This is a genomic window from Amycolatopsis samaneae (assembly GCF_039541975.1).
Lineage (GTDB): Bacteria > Actinomycetota > Actinomycetes > Mycobacteriales > Pseudonocardiaceae > Amycolatopsis > Amycolatopsis samaneae.
Genome location: NZ_BAABHG010000003.1, coordinates 527,047 through 545,578 on the forward strand (window position 1 = coordinate 527,047; position 18,532 = coordinate 545,578).

Annotated in this window: 19 protein-coding genes; 15 read left to right on the plus strand and 4 right to left on the minus strand. The window is 70.5% G+C overall.

The window, feature by feature from the left end:
* Positions 1-10: 10 nt before the first annotated feature.
* On the minus strand, positions 11-925 hold the full coding sequence (locus ABD987_RS09565; protein ID WP_345389280.1) for a sugar phosphate isomerase/epimerase family protein: 915 nt from the start codon (positions 923-925) through the stop codon (positions 11-13).
* A 107-nt stretch (positions 926-1,032) separates the two neighbouring features.
* On the opposite strand from ABD987_RS09565, the gene ABD987_RS09570 reads away from it, so the two are divergent.
* The 3 genes from ABD987_RS09570 to ABD987_RS09580 all read left to right on the plus strand — a co-directional run bounded on the left by ABD987_RS09570 (position 1,033) and on the right by ABD987_RS09580 (position 3,769).
* On the plus strand, positions 1,033-2,055 hold the full coding sequence (locus ABD987_RS09570) for a LacI family DNA-binding transcriptional regulator (protein ID WP_345389282.1): 1,023 nt from the start codon (positions 1,033-1,035) through the stop codon (positions 2,053-2,055).
* A 19-nt stretch (positions 2,056-2,074) separates the two neighbouring features.
* Positions 2,075-3,076 carry a Gfo/Idh/MocA family protein gene (locus tag ABD987_RS09575; protein WP_345389284.1) on the plus strand — a complete coding sequence of 334 codons (1,002 nt, stop codon included), beginning with the start codon at positions 2,075-2,077 and terminating at the stop codon, positions 3,074-3,076.
* 66 nt (positions 3,077-3,142) lie between these two features.
* Positions 3,143-3,769: a hypothetical protein gene (locus tag ABD987_RS09580; RefSeq protein WP_345389286.1), complete on the plus strand. Its 627-nt coding sequence runs from the start codon at positions 3,143-3,145 to the stop codon at positions 3,767-3,769.
* Here ABD987_RS09580 and ABD987_RS09585 read toward each other — a convergent pair.
* Positions 3,766-4,347: a TetR/AcrR family transcriptional regulator gene (locus ABD987_RS09585; RefSeq protein ID WP_345389288.1), complete on the minus strand. Its 582-nt coding sequence runs from the start codon at positions 4,345-4,347 to the stop codon at positions 3,766-3,768. The two genes, ABD987_RS09580 and ABD987_RS09585, sit on opposite strands and share 4 nt — an antisense overlap.
* 60 nt (positions 4,348-4,407) lie before the next feature.
* Between ABD987_RS09585 and ABD987_RS09590 the strand changes: the two genes are divergently transcribed.
* The gene (locus ABD987_RS09590) at positions 4,408-4,932 is read left to right on the plus strand and encodes an SRPBCC family protein (RefSeq protein WP_345389290.1); all 525 of its coding nucleotides are present in this window, start codon (positions 4,408-4,410) and stop codon (positions 4,930-4,932) included.
* A complete protein-coding gene (locus ABD987_RS09595) occupies positions 4,929-5,405 on the plus strand; it encodes a GNAT family N-acetyltransferase (RefSeq protein WP_345389292.1) in 477 nt (158 codons plus the stop codon). Before ABD987_RS09590 ends, ABD987_RS09595 begins: the two co-directional genes overlap by 4 nt.
* Here the strand turns inward: ABD987_RS09595 and ABD987_RS09600 are convergent.
* A complete protein-coding gene (locus ABD987_RS09600; RefSeq protein ID WP_345389294.1) occupies positions 5,402-5,692 on the minus strand; it encodes a hypothetical protein in 291 nt (96 codons plus the stop codon). The two genes, ABD987_RS09595 and ABD987_RS09600, sit on opposite strands and share 4 nt — an antisense overlap.
* Positions 5,693-5,885: 193 nt before the next feature.
* On the opposite strand from ABD987_RS09600, the gene ABD987_RS09605 reads away from it, so the two are divergent.
* Positions 5,886-6,689, plus strand: a complete 804-nt coding sequence (locus ABD987_RS09605; protein ID WP_345389296.1) for an alpha/beta fold hydrolase — start codon at positions 5,886-5,888, stop codon at positions 6,687-6,689.
* Positions 6,690-6,799: 110 nt separating this feature from the next.
* Positions 6,800-7,240 (plus strand): MarR family winged helix-turn-helix transcriptional regulator, encoded by a 441-nt coding sequence (locus ABD987_RS09610; RefSeq protein WP_345389298.1) that lies wholly within the window; start codon positions 6,800-6,802, stop codon positions 7,238-7,240.
* Positions 7,241-7,321: 81 nt separating this feature from the next.
* On the opposite strand, the gene asnB is transcribed toward ABD987_RS09610, so the two are convergent.
* Positions 7,322-9,160 carry an asparagine synthase (glutamine-hydrolyzing) gene (gene asnB / locus ABD987_RS09615; protein ID WP_345389300.1) on the minus strand — a complete coding sequence of 613 codons (1,839 nt, stop codon included), beginning with the start codon at positions 9,158-9,160 and terminating at the stop codon, positions 7,322-7,324.
* A 363-nt stretch (positions 9,161-9,523) separates the two neighbouring features.
* Between asnB and kdpF the strand changes: the two genes are divergently transcribed.
* From kdpF to ABD987_RS09655, 8 genes are all read left to right on the plus strand, one after another.
* Positions 9,524-9,625 carry a K(+)-transporting ATPase subunit F gene (kdpF, locus tag ABD987_RS09620; protein WP_345389302.1) on the plus strand — a complete coding sequence of 34 codons (102 nt, stop codon included), beginning with the start codon at positions 9,524-9,526 and terminating at the stop codon, positions 9,623-9,625.
* Positions 9,626-9,662: 37 nt separating this feature from the next.
* Entirely contained in the window at positions 9,663-11,324 is a 1,662-nt protein-coding gene (gene kdpA / locus ABD987_RS09625) for a potassium-transporting ATPase subunit KdpA (protein WP_345389304.1), read from the plus strand.
* Positions 11,321-13,423, plus strand: a complete 2,103-nt coding sequence (gene kdpB / locus ABD987_RS09630) for a potassium-transporting ATPase subunit KdpB (RefSeq protein ID WP_345389306.1) — start codon at positions 11,321-11,323, stop codon at positions 13,421-13,423. The genes kdpA and kdpB overlap by 4 nt, the downstream gene beginning before the upstream one ends.
* 5 nt (positions 13,424-13,428) lie before the next feature.
* Positions 13,429-14,040, plus strand: a complete 612-nt coding sequence (locus ABD987_RS09635; RefSeq protein WP_345389308.1) for a potassium-transporting ATPase subunit C — start codon at positions 13,429-13,431, stop codon at positions 14,038-14,040.
* A gap of 5 nt (positions 14,041-14,045) precedes the next feature.
* Positions 14,046-16,628 (plus strand): sensor histidine kinase, encoded by a 2,583-nt coding sequence (locus tag ABD987_RS09640; RefSeq protein ID WP_345389312.1) that lies wholly within the window; start codon positions 14,046-14,048, stop codon positions 16,626-16,628.
* Positions 16,625-17,320, plus strand: coding sequence for a response regulator (locus ABD987_RS09645; protein WP_345389314.1), 696 nt, complete (start codon positions 16,625-16,627; stop codon positions 17,318-17,320). Before ABD987_RS09640 ends, ABD987_RS09645 begins: the two co-directional genes overlap by 4 nt.
* Positions 17,321-17,368: 48 nt before the next feature.
* Entirely contained in the window at positions 17,369-17,950 is a 582-nt protein-coding gene (locus tag ABD987_RS09650; RefSeq protein WP_345389316.1) for a hypothetical protein, read from the plus strand.
* 267 nt (positions 17,951-18,217) lie between these two features.
* The gene (locus tag ABD987_RS09655; RefSeq protein WP_345389318.1) at positions 18,218-18,505 is read left to right on the plus strand and encodes an acylphosphatase; all 288 of its coding nucleotides are present in this window, start codon (positions 18,218-18,220) and stop codon (positions 18,503-18,505) included.
* Positions 18,506-18,532: the final 27 nt, after the last annotated feature.

Sequence of the window (18,532 nt, forward strand, 5' to 3'; positions counted from 1 at the left end):
GGCGCTCGTCCTACCCGGCCGTCAGCCGGCCGAGCACGCCACGCAGGTAGGCCAGGCTCGTGGCCACATCCCGTTTCGGGCGCTCCACCGGGCTTTCCTCGCTCAATGCGGTGTCCTGTTCCAGGACGTACCACCCGTCGTAGCCCGCCTTGTGGACGGACCCGACCATCGCGTCGATGTCGACGTCTCCTTCACCGAGGGGAACATACAACCCGGCACCGACAGCTTCGGTGTACGCGACCCGCCCGGCACGCACGTCCTCGGCGAGCTTTCCGTTGACGTCCTTGAGATGCAGGTGTCCGATGCGGTCCGGATAGCGCTTCGCGAGCGCGACCGGATCGGTGCCGCCGACGATCAGGTGACCGGTGTCGAGGCACAGCGGAAGGTCCGAATCGGCGAGGAACCGTTCGACCTCCGCCCCGGTCTCCACGTGGGTGCCGACATGGGGATGCAGGACGGTCACCAGGCCGTGCTCCGCCGCCACGTCCCGGATCTTCGCCGCGGTCCCGACGAGCGTTGCCCACTCGGCGGCGGACAGCGCGGGCCGCTCGTCGTAGCCGTCGAGCCCGGTCGCGGCGGCGAGTACCAGTACCTCGGCACCGCACGCGGCGAACAGCGCGGCCGACTCCCCGGCCGCCGTCAGCGCGGCGCCGGGGTCCTCGTGCAGGACGACGGCGAGGAAGCCGCCGACGAGGTTCAGCCCGTACTCGCCGAGCAGCGCGCGGAGATCGGCCGGGTCGCGGGGAAGGTAGCCCGGCGGGCCGAGTTCGGTGGCGTGGACGCCCAGCCCGGCCATCTCGCCGAGCACGGTCGGCGCGTCGAGTACCCGGCCCCAGCCCGGCACCTCGCACACGCCCCAGGAAATAGGCGCGGCGGCGACCTTGAACCCGGACGGCCCGGCGGACGGCGTGGACGACGGTGTCATGGACTCTCCAGCCGGTGGTCGTGGTGGAGCGCTCTATTGATTAGAGCGCTCTAATCTTGTAGCGTCCGTCACAGCGAAGTCAAGGGGCCGATCCGGAAGGGGCGCCGATGACCCGGCCGACGATGGAGGACGTCGCCGAGCGGGCGGGTGTCTCCCGCGCGCTCGTCTCGCTGGTGATGCGGAATTCCCCCAAGGTCTCCGACCGGCGTCGCGCCGCCGTGCTCAAGGCGGCCGAGGAGCTGGGGTACCAGCCGCACGTGATGGCGCGGTCGCTGGCCAGCCGGACCTCGACCGTGCTGGGCGTGATGGTTTCCGATCTCCGCAACGCCTTCTTCGCCGACGTCGTCGAGGGGCTCGACGCCGCGGCGCGGGCGGCGGGGTTCGACCTGATCCTCAACACCGGTGGCCGTAGCCCCGCGCGGGAGCGCGACGCGCTGCGCAGTCTCCTTTCCTTCCGGCCGGCGGGCGTCGTCCTGCTGTCTCCGGTCGCGCCCGCGTCCGCGATCGACGCGGCGGCCGGGCAGTGCGCGGTCGTGCTGGTGTCGCGGACCTCCCGGGCGCCGGGTGTGGACACCGTGAACGACGACGGTGAGGCGGGCGCCGCGATGGCCGTGGAGCACCTCGTCGCACTGGGGCACCGGCGGATAGCCCACCTCGACGGCGGGGGCGCGGCGGGCGCCTCGGCCCGGCGCAGGGGATTCGGCCAGGCCATGCGCGCCAACGGGCTGGAGCCGGTCGTCGTGCGCAGCGAGCACACCGACACCGCGGGCGAGAAGGCGGTGCGGGAGCTGCTGTGCCGGTACGCGCCCGCTGAGCTGCCCACGGCGTTGCTGGCGGGCAACGACTTCAACGCCGTCGGCGCGATCTCGGCGCTGGAGGAGGCCGGGTTCCGGGTGCCGGAGGACTTCTCCGTCGTCGGCTACGACAACAGCTCCCTCGCCGCGCTGCGGCATGTCTCACTGACCACAGTGGACCAGCCGAGGACCGAGATGGGCAGGCTGGCCTGCGAGGCGCTGCTGGAGCGGATCCGCGGCGAGCGGGCCGAACCGGTCCGGCACCTGCTGCATCCCCGTCTGGTGGTCCGGTCGACCACCGCGAACCCGCGCCGCGGATCCCCCGCACACCGTTGAACGCCAAGGGAGGGCAGCCATGAAGCTGGGACTGGCCGGCACCGGCCGCATCGGCGCGTCGCACGCCGAAACGTTGAAGGGCTTCGACGAGGTCGGCGAGGTCGTCGTCGCCGACGTGGACGCGGAACGCGCGCGGGCGACCGCCGCGAAGCTCGGGGTCACCGCGGTGGAGAGCATCGACGCGCTGTTCGGGGCCGGGCTCGACGGCCTGGTCGTCACGGCGGCGACCGACGCGCATCCCGCGCTGATCACCCGGGCCGTCGACGCGGGCATCCCGGTGTTCTGCGAAAAGCCGGTGGCCGTGGACCTCACGGGCACACTGGCGGTGATCGAGCACCTCACCGGTTCCGACGTCCCGGTGCAGATCGGTTTCCAGCGGCGGTTCGACGCGGGGTACACCGCGGCGCGGGCCGCGGTGGCGTCGGGGGAGCTGGGCTGGCTGCACACGGTACGCGCGACGACGCTGGACGCCGGACCGCCGCCCGCGGAGTACGTTCCGCGTTCCGGTGGGCTGTTCCGCGACTGTGGCGTGCACGACTTCGACATCATCCGCTGGGTCACCGGCCGCGAGGTGACCGAGGTGTACGCGCGGGGAGGCAACCGGGGTGAGCGGTTCTTCGTGGACGCGGGCGACGTCGACACCGGGGCGGCGACGCTGACGCTGGACGACGGCACGCTCGTCACGGTGTCGCTGAGCCGGTACAACGGCGCGGGCCACGACGTGCGGCTCGAGGTGCTCGGCTCGCTCGCGAACATCGTGGTCGGCCTGGACGACCGGGTGCCGTTGCGCTCGGCCGAACCCGGCGTGCCCGCCCTGCCGGGGCCGGTCTATCCGGGGTTCATGGAGCGCTTCCGGCCCGCGTACACCAGCGAGCTGAAGACGTTCCTCGACGTCGCCGCCCGGCGTGCCGAAAGCCCGTGCGGGGTGCTCGACGCGCTGGAGGCGTTCTACCTCGCCGAAGCCTGCGAGCTTTCCCGCCGCGAACGCCGTCCGGTCGCGGTGGCCGAAGTTCGCCGCTAGCCTCCCGCGGCGGACGCCGGGCTGACAGACTCGGGTGCACCCCGAGAAGCCAAGGAGGACCCCGGTTTGACGTTCGCCGTGGGCATTTTCGACCTGTTCCTCTACGCGGTCCCCGGGGCGTGCCAGCTCGCGTTCCTGGTCTATCTGGGAGCGCGGCTGCACGCACTCGACGTCGCCCGCCTGACCTCGCTGCCCGCCGTGCTGCTGGTGGTCGTCGTCGTGGTGGTCAGTTACGTACTGGGCCACCTCACCAGCGCGTTGTGGGCGGTCGTGAGCCGGGTGCTCCCGCTGCGGGGCGGCCGTGAGGCGGCCAGGCAGTCCTTTCTCGCCCGGAACCCGCAGGCACGCGAGCGCGCCTACGTCCACGCCGACACGGCGCTGCTGCGGTTGGGCGTGGCCGTGCAGGACAAGGAGGCGGCCGCGCAGATCGACCGGGTGATGTCCCAGGGCCTGATGGTGCGGAACCTGACGTTGCCGCTGGCGTTCGGGTTCGTGGCCGCCGTGGTCGAGCTGATCGCCGGTGGTCATCGGATACTGGCCGCGTGCTGTGCGGTGTTGCTGGCCGCGTCGGTGGCCGGGGCGTACCGGGAAGGCCGCAAACTGTTGCGCTGGGCCGATCTGCGGACCTGGGAGACCTGCTTCTGGTTGCCGGACATCGAGACCGCTCTCGCTGCCGAAGACGACGCGGGCTAGGGCCGGAGCAGCTTGCGGACGGTGCGGGCCACGAGGTCGACCGCACGAGGCGGGGGAGTGCGGCCCGCCGACAGGTAGCGGTGGACCACGGCGCGGGGGATCTCCACCAGTGCGAGCACGACCTCCTCGTCGGTGCCGCCGGTGATCCCCGGCAGCTTCGCCGTCGCCCTCTTCAGCGCCGCCTTCAGTTCCCCGTCCGCACGGGCGGTCTCCGCGACGGCGGTCTCCGACCACTCCGCCGGGCCGAAGGCGTGTTTGCCCGCGTCCAGCACGCGCGCCGCGGCCGGGTTCGCGCGGCACCACAGCACGACACCCGAAGCGGCCTCGACCGCGTCGTCCACGGAATCCGCGTCGCCGAGCGCGGTGACGAACGCGGACTGGAAGTCGCGGAGCGTGCGGATCCAGAGCGCGGCCAGCAGGGCGGGACGGTCGGGGAACCGGTGGTAGACCGAGCCGCTGGGGGCACCGGTCGCCTTCGCGACCGCCGCCATGGTGACCGCGCGGACGCCGCCTTCGGCGAACAACGCCGTCGCGGCGTCGAGGAACTGCGCGCTGGTGTGCGTCGGGGGCCTGCCCATGTTGTAGAGACTATGCTCTAATACGTTCTAGAGGAAAATCTCCAGAACGGAGGCGTCGTCATGGCTGTCTTCAACGCGCATTCCCGGCGGTTCGGCGTGCCCGCGGCACGGGCGGGCGAGCTGCTGGACACCCTGGCCACCGCGGACGACCGGCTCTGGCCGGGCGCGGACTGGCCGCCGATCCGGTTCGACGGACCGCTCGCGCCCGGCGCGCGGGGCGGGCACGGCCCGGTCCGGTACTGCGTCGAATCGTCGGTGCCCGGTAAAAGTGTGCGGTTCCGCTTCACCGCGCCCCGGGGGCTCGACGGCTTTCACGAGTTCGTCGTCCTGCCCCGGGGCGCCGGGTCCTGCGAACTCCGGCACGTCCTCGCCGGGCGGTTGTCCGGCGCGGCGCGGGTGACCTGGCCGCTGTTCTGGCGCCCGATGCACGACGCGGTCCTCGAACAGTTGCTGGACAACGCCGAGCGTGTGCTGACGGGGAAGCTCGCGCGTCCGTCGGTGTGGTCGCCCTACGTCCGTTGCCTGCGGCTGCTCGGCCGAATCCGTTCGCGCCGCGTTTCGCGGGGTGCGAAGCTCGGCGTGTGACCGACGTACGTCTCACCCCGCTCGACGGGGGCTCGCTCGCGCGCCTGCTCGAAGCCGCCGTGGCCGACGCGGGTCCGCTGGAGGTGATGCCGCCGCTCGACGGCCCGCCCGGGTGGACCCCTGAACGGCGCGCCGCGTTCCTCGCCTTCCATCGGCGGCGTTCGCTGGACCCGGCCACCGCCGTTGAGACCACGTGGGTGATCGACGTCGACGGTCGTGCGGCCGGGGCCGCGCGGCTGGAAGCGGCGGGCGACGTGGTCGAGGCCGGGATCTGGCTCGGCCGCTCCGTCCGGGGCCGGGGTGTCGGGCGGCGTGCCATGGCGGAGTTGCTCGACGCCGCGCGCACGGGCGGCGCCGCCCGCTTCGTCGCCTCGACGACCGCGGGCAACGCCGCCGCGCGGCGGCTTCTCGTGGGGATGGGCGCCGAACTCGCCGTCCGGGGCGATGACGTCGACGCCACACTGGATCTCTAGAGCCGGGGGACGATCTCGGCGCGGACGTATTCGTCCGCGTCCCGATCGCCCAGTCGTGGCCCCTGGACGACGGTGATGTTCCCGGCGCGGGCGGCGGCCAGCATCTTCTCCCGGGACGGCGGTTCGACGCCGCCGCCGAGGACGAGCGCCGCGACGTCGCCCTCGGCGATGCGCGCCAGGGCCGCCTCATCGGTGGTCACGCCTTCTGCGGGGTGACCGGCGGCCGAGATCGCCGCCGCCACCCTGGTCGCGGTCGCCAGATCCCTGCCGAGCAGCAATACGGTCATGACTACCTCCCTGCGTCCAGCCTGGAACCTCGACTTATCTGGAGGTCAAGCGGACGCGTCCCCTGGCGAAGGTTGTGTGACCTGAATTACATCGTGCACGAGGTATTCCTCGGTTAGATTACCTCGTGCACGATGTAATCGTGAGCGATGTTCATCGGGGTGTACTGCCCCGCCGAGGGAAAGCGGGAGAACAATGCGGGTTCGCAAGGTGTTCGGTGTGCTCGGGGTGCTGCTGATGCTGGCCGCGATCACTCCGGCGAGCGCGGTGGCGAGCGGTCAGGAGGAGGCCGGGGCCGTCCGGCCGAAGCCGACGATCGTGCTGGTGCACGGCGCTTTCGCCGAGTCGGCCAGCTGGGACGGGGTGGTGCAGCGCCTGCAGCGGCGCGGCTATCCGGTCGTCGCGGTGGCGAACCCCCTGCGGTCGCTCGGCGGCGACGCCGGCTATCTGAAGAAGGTGCTGGCCACGATCGACGGGCCGATCGTGCTCGCCGGGCACTCCTACGGCGGCATGGTCCAGTCCGCGGCCGCCGCGGGGAATCCGAACGTGAAGGCGCTTGTCTACATCGCGGCGTTCGCGCCGGAGGCGGGGGAGAGCGCGTTGGAGCTGTCGAACAAGTTCCCCGGGAGCACGCTCGGTGACACCCTGCAGAGCATCGACCTCGGCGACGGCACGCACGACCTGGTGATCCGGCAGGACAGGTACCGTGCCCAGTTCGCCGCGGACGTGCCCGCCGCGCAGGCGGCGCTGGCCGCGGCCACCCAGCGGCCGGTGCGGGACGTCGCGCTGTCCGAAGGTGCCCCCACGCCGGCCTGGCGCACGATCCCCTCGTGGTTCCTGATCACCGGGCAGGACAAGAACATCCCGGTGGCCGCGCAGAAGTTCATGGCCGAGCGGGCGGACGCCCGTGAGGTCGTCGAACTGCCCTACGCCTCGCACGCGGTGGCGGTGTCGCGGCCGGACGTCGTGGCCGACCTGATCGTCCGCGCCTCCCGGTAGTCCCGGGAGCGCCGGGCGTGGCCCGGTTCGGGGTAACCTGCGAAAACCTCTCGCGGCGTGGCCGTCGACGGGCGCCGTGAAGAGCATCGAAGGCGAGGAGCCACACCGGTATGAACAGCGCGTCGCAGGCGGGTCCCCCCGCGGTCTCCGACCTGCTCTGCTTCGACCTGTACGCGACCTCGCGCGCGGTCACCGGCTTCTACCGGCCCCTCCTCGAACAGGCGGGGATCACCTATCCGCAGTTCCTGGTCCTGCTGCTGCTCTGGGAACGGGATTCGCGGCCGATCCGGGAACTCGTGCGGGAGCTCGGGCTCGAATACAACACCCTGTCGCCGTTGATCAAACGGCTGGAGAAGGCCGGGCTCCTCGCCCGCGTCACCCATCCCGACGACGACCGGTCGGTGCTGGTCCGGCTCACCGAGGCGGGCCGGGAGTTGCGGTGGCTCGGCACCGAGGTGACCTGCCGGCTCGGCGAGGCGCTCGAAATGGACGACGAGGAGATCGCCGTCCTGCGCCGGTTCCTGCACAAGGTCCGGCACGGCGTCCACTGAAGCTTTCCGGGAAACGGTCCGTGGGGGCCTCCTTGAGGGAGCCCAGCTCCCTCAAGGAGGCCCCCACGGACCGCGGCGGGCTCAGCCCTGGATCTCGGGGTGGTACATCTCGATCCAGTGGTAGAGGTCCAGCGCGCGGTCGATGCCCGCGCGCACGGTCGGGTCCATCGTCGCCGCGTCCTGTTCGGTCGCGCGGTGCAGCCAGCCGCGGTCGACCAGGTCGAACACCTGGTGCCCCTGCTCGGTGAGCACCTCCTTGGCCTGCAACTGCAACGCCGCCGCGTAGCCGGGGTCCTGTGTGGAGGGATAGGGGCTCTTCACCCTGTCCCGCACCGAGTCCGGCAGGACGTGCTTGGTCGCGTGCCGCAGCAGGCTCTTTTCCCTGCCGTCGAAGGTCTTGAGCGACCAGGGCGTGTTGTAGACGTACTCGACGAGCCGGTGGTCGCAGAACGGGACGCGGACCTCCAGCCCGACCGCCATCGACGCGCGGTCCTTGCGGTCGAGCAGGATCCGCACGAAGCGGGTCAGGTGCAGGTGGCAGATCGTGCGCATCCGGGCCTCCTGCTCGGATTCGCCGTCGAGGTGCTCGACGTTCGCGGCCGCGGTCGCGTACTGGTCGGCGATGTAGCCGGGCAGGTCCAGCTTCGCGGCGAGGCCGGGGTCGAGCATCTGCGTCCGCTCGCTCATCAGCGCGTTCCGGAAGGCCAGCCACGGGAAGGTCCCCGACCGCACCGCCGTCTCGTCGTGGAACCAGCGGTAGCCGCCGAACACCTCGTCCGCCGACTCGCCGGACAGCGCCACCGTCGACTCGCCGCGGATCGCCTTGAACAGCAGGTACAGCGAGGTGTCCATGTCGCCCATGCCGGACGGGATGTCCCGCGCGGTGAGCACGGCGCGCCGCACCGCCGGGTCGCTCAGCTCGGCCGGGTTGAGCATGACGTCCTGGTGCGCGGAGCCGACCAGCTGGGCCACGTCGCGGATGAACGGCGAGTCCGGGGTGTCCCGCATCTCGTCGGGCTGGAAGTTCTCCTCCTGGCCGAAGAAGTCGACCGAGAACGTGCGCACCTGCTCGCCCTGTTCGGCCAGCCGGGCCGCGGCGAGGCCGGTGACGGCGCTGGAGTCCAGGCCGCCGGAGAGCAGCACGCAGCGCGGGACGTCGGCGACCAGTTGCCGGGACACGATGTCGGTCATCAGCTCCCGCACGCGGGCGACCGTGGTCTCCTGGTCGTCGGTGTGCGGTTTCGCGTCGAGCTTCCAGTAGGTCCGCGTGCGGACGCCCTCGCGGGAGACGGTGACGATCGTGCCGGGCTCGACCTCGCTCATGCCCTTCCACAGCGACCAGCCGGGCCGCTTGGTGAACCCGATCATCTCCCGTATCCCGTCGAGGTCCACGACGCGCGAGGCGAGCGGGTTGGCGAGGATCGCCTTCGGTTCGGAGCCGAACAGCACCCCGTCGCGGGTGGGGAAGAAGTAGAACGGCTTGATGCCCATCCGGTCGCGGATCATTACGAGCTTGTCGTCGCGCTCGTCCCAGATCGCGAACGCGTACATGCCGTTGAGGTGTTCGGCCAGGCCCTCGCCCCACTGCAGGTACCCGTGCAGGACGACCTCGGTGTCACTGTCGGTTTCGAAGGTGTGCCCGAGCCCGCGCAGCTGCTCGCGCAGTTCGGTGAAGTTGTAGGCCTCACCGCTGTACACCATGGCCACCGTGCCGTTCGGCGTGGCGACGCTCATCGGCTGCTTCCCGCCGGGGAGGTCGATGATCGCCAGCCGCCGGTGACCCAGCGCGACGTGCCTGCGGACCCAGGTGCCGGAGTCGTCGGGGCCCCGGCAGGACATGGTCGCGGTCATGGCGTCGATGTCGGCCTGGCGCCGCGTCAGATCGGCGTCGTAGGCGACCCAGCCAGCGATACCGCACATGTGCTACCTCCTACAGTTGCTTAGCAAAGACAACTATTCGTAATCCCGTTGTAACACCCTCTCCGGCTCTTGTCTGCCCGATATGTCCACACCGCTGAGAGATCACTCGGTTGCGGACCGTTAGGGGGTCCGTGGTGGCCGTCACGGGCCGTCAAGGCGGCGTAAATGGCCACTTCCGGGGCGTCAAGGAGACGTCAGGCGGGGTCGATTACTCCCTGCGACGGCCGCAGAGTTGCGGCGTCCACTGGTCGCCCGCTGGGTGACCTGTTCTGAGAGGTGCCTCGTGGCCGACTTGCTCTACGCCCTTCTGCTGATCGGCGTTTTCGGAGTTCTCGCGCTGACCCTGCGCGGTTTGGAGAAGCTGTGAACGGCGTAGGAGTGGCCGCCAACGTGATCGGCGGGGTGCTCGCACTGGGGCTGATCGTCTACCTGTTCATCGCGCTCATCAAGCCGGAAAAGTTCTGATGCGCTTCGGCGCGCGCTGTCCCTCACAAGGAGCGGAATGAGTGACACAGCGGCCGGCTTCCTGCAAGTCGGCCTTCTTCTTGTCGCCTTGGCTGTGGTCTACAAACCACTCGGCGACTACATGGCCAAAGTGTTCTCCAGTGAGAAGCACCTGAAGGTCGAGAAAGGCCTTTACAAGGTCGCTCGCGTCGACCCGGACACCGAGCAGCACTGGAAGACCTACGCCTCGGGCGTACTCGGCTTCTCGTTCGTCGCGGTCATCCTGCTGTATCTGTTGCAGCGATTGCAGTCGATCCTGCCCTGGAACTTCGACCGGGGCGCGGTGTCGCCCGGCGTCGCGTTCAACACGGCCGTCAGCTTCGTGACCAACACGAACTGGCAGTCCTACACGCCCGAGTCGACCATGGGCCACTTCGTCCAGATGGCCGGGCTCACGGTGCAGAACTTCCTGTCCGCGGCGGTCGGCCTCGCCGTCGCGATCGCGGTGACTCGCGGGTTCGTCCGGTCCAGGACCGACCGGCTCGGCAACTTCTGGGTCGACCTGACCCGCGGCACGGTGCGGATCATGCTGCCGATCGCGTTCGTCTTCGCGATCGTGCTGATCGCGCTCGGCGTGGTGCAGAGCCTCAAGTCCGGCATCGACGTCGTCAACCCGGACGGCAGCCAGAGCCGGATCGCGCTCGCCCCGGCCGCGAGCCAGGAGGTCGTCAAGGAACTCGGCACCAACGGCGGCGGTATCTTCAACGGCAACTCCGCGCACCCGTTCGAAAACCCGAACGCGTGGACCAACCTGATCGAGATGTTCCTGATCCTGGTCATCCCGGTTTCGCTGACCCGCACCTTCGGCAAGCTCGTCGGCAACACCCGGCAGGGCTACGTGCTGCTGAGCGTCATGGGCGCGCTGTGGGGCCTGATGCTCGCCGTGATCTGGAGCTCCGAGGCTTTCACGAAGAGCCCGGCCGCGCTGGCCGCCGGAGCCAACCTGGAGGGCAAGGAACAGCGGTTCGGGATCGGCCTGACGTCGATCTTCGCCGACACCACGACCGGCACGTCCACCGGCGCGGTCAACGGCATGCACGACAGCCTTTCCGGCGCCGGTGGCGGGGGCACGATGCTGAACATGCTGCTCGGCGAGGTCTCGCCCGGCGGTGTCGGCACCGGTCTCTACGGCATCCTCGTGATGGCGGTCATCGCGATGTTCCTCGCCGGGCTGATGGTCGGCCGGACCCCGGAGTACCTGGGCAAGAAGCTCGGCAAGCGCGAGGTCACCTGCGCCGCGATCTCCATGCTCGCGATGCCGACCGTGGTCCTGCTCGGCGCCGGTGTCGCGCTGCTGCTGCCGGACACCGCGGGTGCGATGAGCAACAGCGGCCCGCACGGGCTTTCGGAGATCCTGTACGGCTACGCCTCGACCGGCAACAACAACGGCAGCGCGTTCGGCGGGCTCACCGCGACCAACGGCTGGTTCCAGTCCTCGTTCTCGGTCGCCATGCTGATCGGCCGCTTCGTGCCGATCATCGCCGTGCTGTGCCTCGCCGGATCCCTCGCGTCCCAGAGGAAGGTGCCCGAAACCGCGGGCACGCTGCCCACCACGGGCCCGCTCTTCGGTTCGATGCTGGCCGGCACCATCGTCCTCGTCGCGGCCCTCACCTTTATCCCGGCGCTCGCGCTCGGGCCCATCGCGGAGGCGTTGGCATGACCACCACCACGGAAACACCCCAGCGGACCCCGGAGGAGGAGACCCAGCACCACGTCGAGAACGCGGGCCGGGTCGGCGCCGGGATCTTCAACCCGCGCCAGCTCCTGACGTCCTTCCCGGACGCGCTGCGCAAGCTCAACCCGCGCCACCAGCTGCGCAATCCGGTGATGTTCGTGGTGTGGGTGGGCTCGGTGCTGGTCACCGTGTTCGCCATCACCGACCCGAGCGTGTTCACCATCCTCATCGCGATCTGGCTGTGGTTCACCGTCCTGTTCGCGAACCTGGCCGAGGCGGTGGCCGAGGGCCGGGGCAAGGCGCAGGCGGAAACCCTGCGCAAGGCCAAGAAGGAAACCGTCGCGCGGCGCCTGAACGAGGACGGCTCCGAGGAGTCGGTCCCCGGCGTGGACCTGCGCATCGGCGACCTGGTGGTGGTCGAGGCCGGACAGGTGATCCCCGGTGACGGCGACGTCGTCGAGGGCATCGCGACGGTCGACGAGTCGGCCATCACCGGCGAGTCGGCCCCGGTCATCCGCGAGTCCGGTGGCGACCGGTGCGCGGTCACCGGCGGCACCACGGTGCTGTCGGACCGGATCGTCGTGAAGATCACCACCAAGCCCGGTGAGTCCTTTGTGGACCGCATGATCGCGTTGGTGGAGGGTGCTTCCCGGCAGAAGACGCCGAACGAGATCGCGCTGACGATCCTGCTCTCCACGCTGACCATCATCTTCCTGCTCGCCGTCGTGGCGTTGCAGCCGATGGCGGCCTACTCGGGCAGCCAGCAGTCGGTGATCGTGCTGACCGCGCTGCTGGTCTGCCTGATCCCGACCACGATCGGCGCGCTGCTCTCGGCGATCGGCATCGCGGGCATGGACCGGCTGGTGCAGCGCAACGTGCTGGCCACCTCCGGGCGCGCGGTCGAGGCGGCGGGCGACGTCAGCACGCTGCTGCTGGACAAGACCGGCACGATCACCTTCGGCAACCGCCGCGCCACCGAGCTGATCCCGGTCGGCGGGTCCACTGTGGACGACCTGGCCGCTGCGGCCCGGCTGTCCTCCCTCGCCGACGGCACCCCGGAGGGCCGCAGCATCCTCGAACTCATCGAGGAACGGCACGGTCTCGCCCAGTCCGCCGACGAGGACGAGAAGCTCGGCGAGTTCGTCCCCTTCACCGCGCAGACCAGGATGAGCGGCATCGACCTCGGCGGGCGCCAGGTCCGCAAGGGCGCCACCGGCTCGGTCCGCGACTGGGTGCGCGAGCGCGGCGGCGACATGCCGGACGAGACCGAACGCGTCGTCGACGAGATCTCCCAGCAGGGCGGGACCCCGCTGGTGGTCGCGGAGACCGCGGGCGGGAAGGCGTTCGTGCGCGGCGTGATCCGGCTGTCCGATGTGGTCAAGCCGGGCATGAAGGAGCGCTTCGAAGAGCTGCGCTCGATGGGTATCAAGACGGTGATGATCACCGGGGACAACCCGCTCACCGCGAAGGCCATCGCCGAGGACGCGGGCGTCGACGACTACCTCGCCGAGGCCAAGCCCGAGGACAAGATGGCGCTCATCAAGAAGGAGCAGGAGGGTGGCCGCCTGGTCGCGATGACCGGTGACGGCACCAACGACGCCCCCGCGCTGGCGCAGTCCGACGTCGGTGTCGCGATGAACACCGGGACCTCCGCCGCCAAGGAGGCGGGGAACATGGTGGACCTCGACTCCGACCCGACGAAGCTGATCGAGATCGTGGAGATCGGCAAGCAGCTGCTGATCACCCGCGGCGCGCTGACGACGTTCAGTGTCGCCAACGACCTCGCGAAGTACTTCGCCATCCTGCCCGCGATGTTCACCGGCATCTTCGCGCAGCTGGGCGCGCTCAACATCATGCACCTGGCGACACCGAAGTCGGCGATCCTCTCGGCGGTCATCTTCAACGCGCTCGTCATCGTCGCGCTGATCCCGCTGGCGCTGCGCGGTGTCCGCTACCGCCCGTCCACCGCGTCCGCGCTGCTGCGGCGCAACCTGCTGATCTACGGCCTCGGCGGCATCGTCACCCCGTTCCTCGGGATCTGGGTGATCGACCTGCTGGTGCGGCTCATTCCCGGGATTGGTTGATAGTCATGAAGGCTCTTCTCAAGCAGACCGGTGCCGGGCTGCGCGTCCTGATCGTGATGACCGTGCTGCTCGGCGTCATCTACCCGCTCGCGGTGTGGGCGGTGTCTCGGATCCCCGGGCTGCAGGGCAACGCCGAGGGCTCGGTCGTCACCCAGGACGGCCAGGCGGTCGGCTCCTCGCTGATCGGGATCGACCCGGTGGCGAAGGACCCGGCGAACGACCCGTGGTTCCACACCCGGCCCTCGGCCACCGCGAAGGACGTGCTCGGCCCCGGCGACCCGTCGACCTCCGGCGCGTCCAACAAGGGCCCGTACAACCAGGACCTGGTGGACACGATCACCAAGCGGAAGGACCTCATCGCCCAGCGGGAGGGCGTCAAACCGGACCAGGTGCCCGCCGACGCGGTCACCGCGGACGCCGCCGGTGTCGACCCGACGATCAGCGCGGCCTACGCGGATCTCCAGATCGCCAGGGTGGTCCGGGTCACGAGGCTGCCCGAGGCGAAGGTTCGCGAGCTGGTCGGGCAGAACACGAGCGGCGCCGGGATCGGTGTCCCCGGCGTGAATGTGCTCAAGCTCAACCTTGCCGTGCGGTCCGCCGCCGGAGGGGCACACTGACAGTCGTGGAGAACGACGACACGCGCCCGAAGCCGCGCCGGGGAGAACTGCGAATCTACCTCGGCGCGGCGCCGGGCGTCGGCAAGACCTTCGCGATGCTCGGCGAGGCGCGGCGGCGGCTCGACCGTGGTACCGACGTCGTCATCGGACTGGTGGAGACGCACGGCCGCAAGAAGACCGCGGAGCTGACCGGCGGCCTGGAACTCGTGCCACGGCGCCGGTTCACCCATCGCGGGCACGAGTTCACCGAGATGGACATCGACGCGGTGCTGGCGCGCAAACCCGAGGTCGTCGTGGTCGACGAACTCGCGCACACCAACGTGCCCGGCTCGCGCAACGAGAAGCGCTGGCAGGACATCGAGGAGCTTCTCGACGCGGGGATCGACGTGCTGTCCACGGTCAACGTGCAGCACCTGCAGAGCCTCAACGACGTCGTCCAGCGCATCACCGGTGTCCCCCAGCAGGAAACCGTGCCGGACGAGGTGGTGCGCCGCGCCGAACAGCTGGAGCTGGTCGACATCACACCGGAGGCGCTGCGGCGGCGGCTCGCGCACGGGAACATCTACTCGGCCGAGCGGATCGACGCGGCGCTGGGCAACTACTTCCGGCCAGGCAACCTCACCGCGCTGCGCGAGCTGGCCCTGCTCTGGGTCGCCGACCAGGTCGACGTCGCGCTCCAGCGCTACCGCGCCGAGCAGCGGATCACCGACACCTGGGAGACCCGCGAACGGGTGGTCGTGTCGATCACCGGCGGCCCGGAGAGCGAGACGCTGATCCGCCGCGCCAGCCGGATCGCCACCCGCGCCGGCGCCGAGCTGCAGGTGGTGCACATCCTGCGCGGGGACGGGCTGCGTGGCATCAGCCCGACCGCGATGGCCCGCTGCCGCAAGCTGACCGAGGAGGTCGGCGCCACCTTCCACACCGTGGTCGGCGACGACGTGCCGGACGCGCTGCTCGACTTCGCGCGCGGGGTCAACGCCACCCAGCTCGTGGTCGGCACGTCGCGCCGCTCCCGGGTCGCGCGGCTGTTCGACGAGGGCATCGGCGCCGCGGTGGTCCGCGACTCCGGGCCGATCGACGTGCACATGGTCACGCACGAGGAGGCGGGCGGGAAACTGCCCGCGCGGCTGGGCAAAAGCCCGCTCAAGCCGAACCGCCGCGTCATGGGCTGGGTGCTTTCGGTGCTCCTGCCCGCGGTCGTGACGTTCGCCGGCGTCCAGTTCCAGCAGGCGCTGGAGTATCCCACCAACGTGATGGACTACGTGCTCGCCACGGTCGTCGTCGCGCTGGTGGGCGGCCTCGGCCCCGCGCTCGTCGCCGCGGTGCTCGGCGCCGGGCTGCTCAACTTCTTCTTCACCCCGCCGCTGTACACGCTCAACGTGCACACACCGGAAAACGTGGTGACGCTGATTTCGATGATGGTCGTCGCGGTGCTGGTGGCCATCGTCGTCGACTCCGCCGCCCGCCGCGCCACCCAGGCCGCGCGGGCCAGGACCGAGGCCTCGCTGCTCGCCTCGTACGCGCGGACCGTGATGACGCATCAGAACCCGATCGAGCGCCTGCTGGAGAAGGTGAAGGAGAACTTCGGGCTGACCTCGGTGACCCTGCTGGAAAAGCAGAAGGGGGAGTGGACGAAGGTCGCCTGCTCGGGCGGCGACCCGTGCAAGGACCCCGACGAGGCCGACATCGACATCGCGGTCACCGCGGACGTGCACCTGACGCTGGTCGGCCGGGTGCTGCCCGCCTCGGACCGGCGGGTGCTGGAGGCGGTGGCCGGCCAGTCGCTGCTCGCGCTGCGCCAGCAGCGGACCGCGGCCGCGGCGGCCAAGGCCGAGCGCAAGGCGGCCGCCACCGAGCTGCGCACGACGTTGCTGTCGGCGGTCGGGCACGATCTGCGCACCCCGCTCACCTCGATCAAGGCGTCCATCGGCAGCCTGCGCGCCCCGGATCTCGCACTGTCCGAAGAGGACGTTTCGGAGCTGATGGAGGCCATCGAGGAGTCGGCGGACCGGCTGGCCGGGCTGATCGACAACCTGCTCGACTCCTCGCGGCTGGCCACCGGCGCGGTGCGCCCGCACCTGCGGCCGGTCGGCTACGACGAGGTCGTCAGCCACGCGCTGACCAATGTGGACGGTTCGGGTTCGGTGGTGGTCGCGGTGGACTCGCGGCTGCCCTCGGTGCTGGCCGATCCGGGGCTGCTGGAACGGGTGGTGGCGAACGTGCTCGACAACGCGCTGCGGCACGGCGTGAACCCCGGCGGCGAACCGGTTTCGGCACGGGCCAGCGCGTACGCCGACCAGGTCGAGCTGCGCATCATCGACCACGGGCGTGGGCTGCGGAAGGGCACCGCCGAGTCCGCGTTCGCCCCGTTCCAGCGGCTCGGCGGCGACCGCGACTCCACCCCCGGTGTGGGGCTGGGCCTGTCCGTGGCCAAGGGGTTCACCGAGGCGATGGGCGGTTCGATCCGCGCCGAGGACACCCCGGGCGGCGGACTGACCGTGATCATTTCCCTGCCCGCCTATCGGGGGCAGGATCCGGAGAAGGACCTCCTCGCGCTCGAGGACGACGACAGGGAGACGGTGCGATGAGCCCGGACAACGCGACGGTGCTGGTTGTCGACGACGAGCCCCAGATCGTACGGGCACTGCGGATCAACCTGTCCGCGCGCGGCTACAAGGTGATCACCGCGCACGACGGCACGGCCGCGCTCAAGGCGGTCGCGGAGACGAAACCGGACGTCGTCGTGCTCGACCTCGGCCTGCCGGACCTGGACGGCACCGAGGTGATCGCCGGGCTGCGTGGCTGGACGACGGTGCCGATCATCGTGCTGTCCGCGCGCAGCGACTCCGCGGACAAGGTGCACGCGCTGGACGCGGGCGCCGACGACTACGTCACCAAGCCGTTCGGGATGGACGAGCTGCTGGCGCGGCTGCGCGCCGCCGTCCGCCGTTCCGCGGTGTCCGGTGTGGACGGTGCGGAAGCGGTGGTGGACACCGGTTCCTTCACCATCGACCTCGCGGCGAAGAAGGTGCGGCGCGAGGGCAGGGAGGTCCACCTCACCAAGACCGAGTGGGGTGTGCTGGAACTGCTGGTGCGCAACCGGGGCAGGCTGGTGGCGCAGAAGCAGCTGCTGCACGAGGTGTGGGGCCCCTCCTACGAAACGGAGTCGCACTACCTGCGGGTGTATCTGGCGCAGCTGCGGCGCAAGCTGGAACCGGAACCCTCGCGGCCGCGCCACCTGCTCACCGAACCCGGCATGGGCTACCGCTTCGAGGTCTGAATTCCTGGTGGTCCGTGAATGCCACATTGAGGGACTCTGATTCCCTCAATGTGGCATTCACGGACCTTCGGGGGTCAGTGGGCGCTGGGCGAAGTGTCCGATGTGGACGAACCGCTCGTGCCGCTCGTGCTCGTGCCGCCGCCGGGCGGCGGGTCGGTGCGCGAGGAGGTGCCGCCGGTCGGGGACGAGGACGACGGGGTGCTCGGCGTCGTCGGGGGCGTCGACGGGGTGCTGGTGTGCGTCGTGGTGACCGTGGTCGGCACCGTCGTCGGACCGCCCGGCTGGCCGGGGTTGGGGTTGCCCGGCTGGGGTTGTCCCGGCTGGGGCTGGCCGGGCTGCGGCGGCGCGGGCGGGGTGGTGATCGTGGTGGTCTCCCGGCCGTCCGCGCCGCGCGAGACCACGGTGGTGGGCGCGCTGGAGGAGGGCGAGTTGCCGGGGACCGGCTCACCGGTGACGGTCATCGGCGCGCCCGGCACGGGGGAACCGGACACGACCTGGACACCGGCGGGCGAGGTGCCCTGGCCGGGGCCCTCGGTGCCGCCCGCGCTGGTGGTGCCGGACCCGGCGAACTGCGCGACCGCGGCGAACGCGGTGGCGACGACCAGGCCGCTGACACCGAGGACGACGTAGCCGGTGCGGCCGGCGAGCCCGCTCGAGCCGGCCGGTGGGGCGACGGAGACGCGTGAGCTCGGATCAGACCCGTCGGGGCGGGACATACAGGCTCCTCGGGACTTCGGGGACGTACGGACTCGGGAAGAACGCTTCGGTATTCGACACAGCTACCCGGGTGTGGCGGCCCGGGGCGGGATCCGGCGGGGAGATTATCACCGCTGGTGCCCTGTTCGTGGAGAGCTGACCGGGGGTGCTCACCGTCCGCAGTCGCGGGGATGGGGAAAGATGGCCCTCGTGAGTGCGGATGTCAGGCTGACAGCATGGGTGCACGGGCACGTGCAGGGCGTCGGTTTCCGCTGGTGGACCCGGAGCCGGGCGTTGGAGCTCGGGCTCACCGGCAGTGCGCGGAACCTCCCCGATGGGCGTGTTGAGGTGGTAGCGGAGGGTGTTCGGGACCACTGTGAGCGGCTTTTGGCCGCGCTACGGTCCGGCGAATCACCCGGAAGTGTGGACAACGTCGTCGAGCGCTGGTCGCCCGCGAAAGGCGGCCTCGTCGGCTTCGTCGAGCGGTAGCAAAGGTCCCCCGCTCTCCCCGGCACA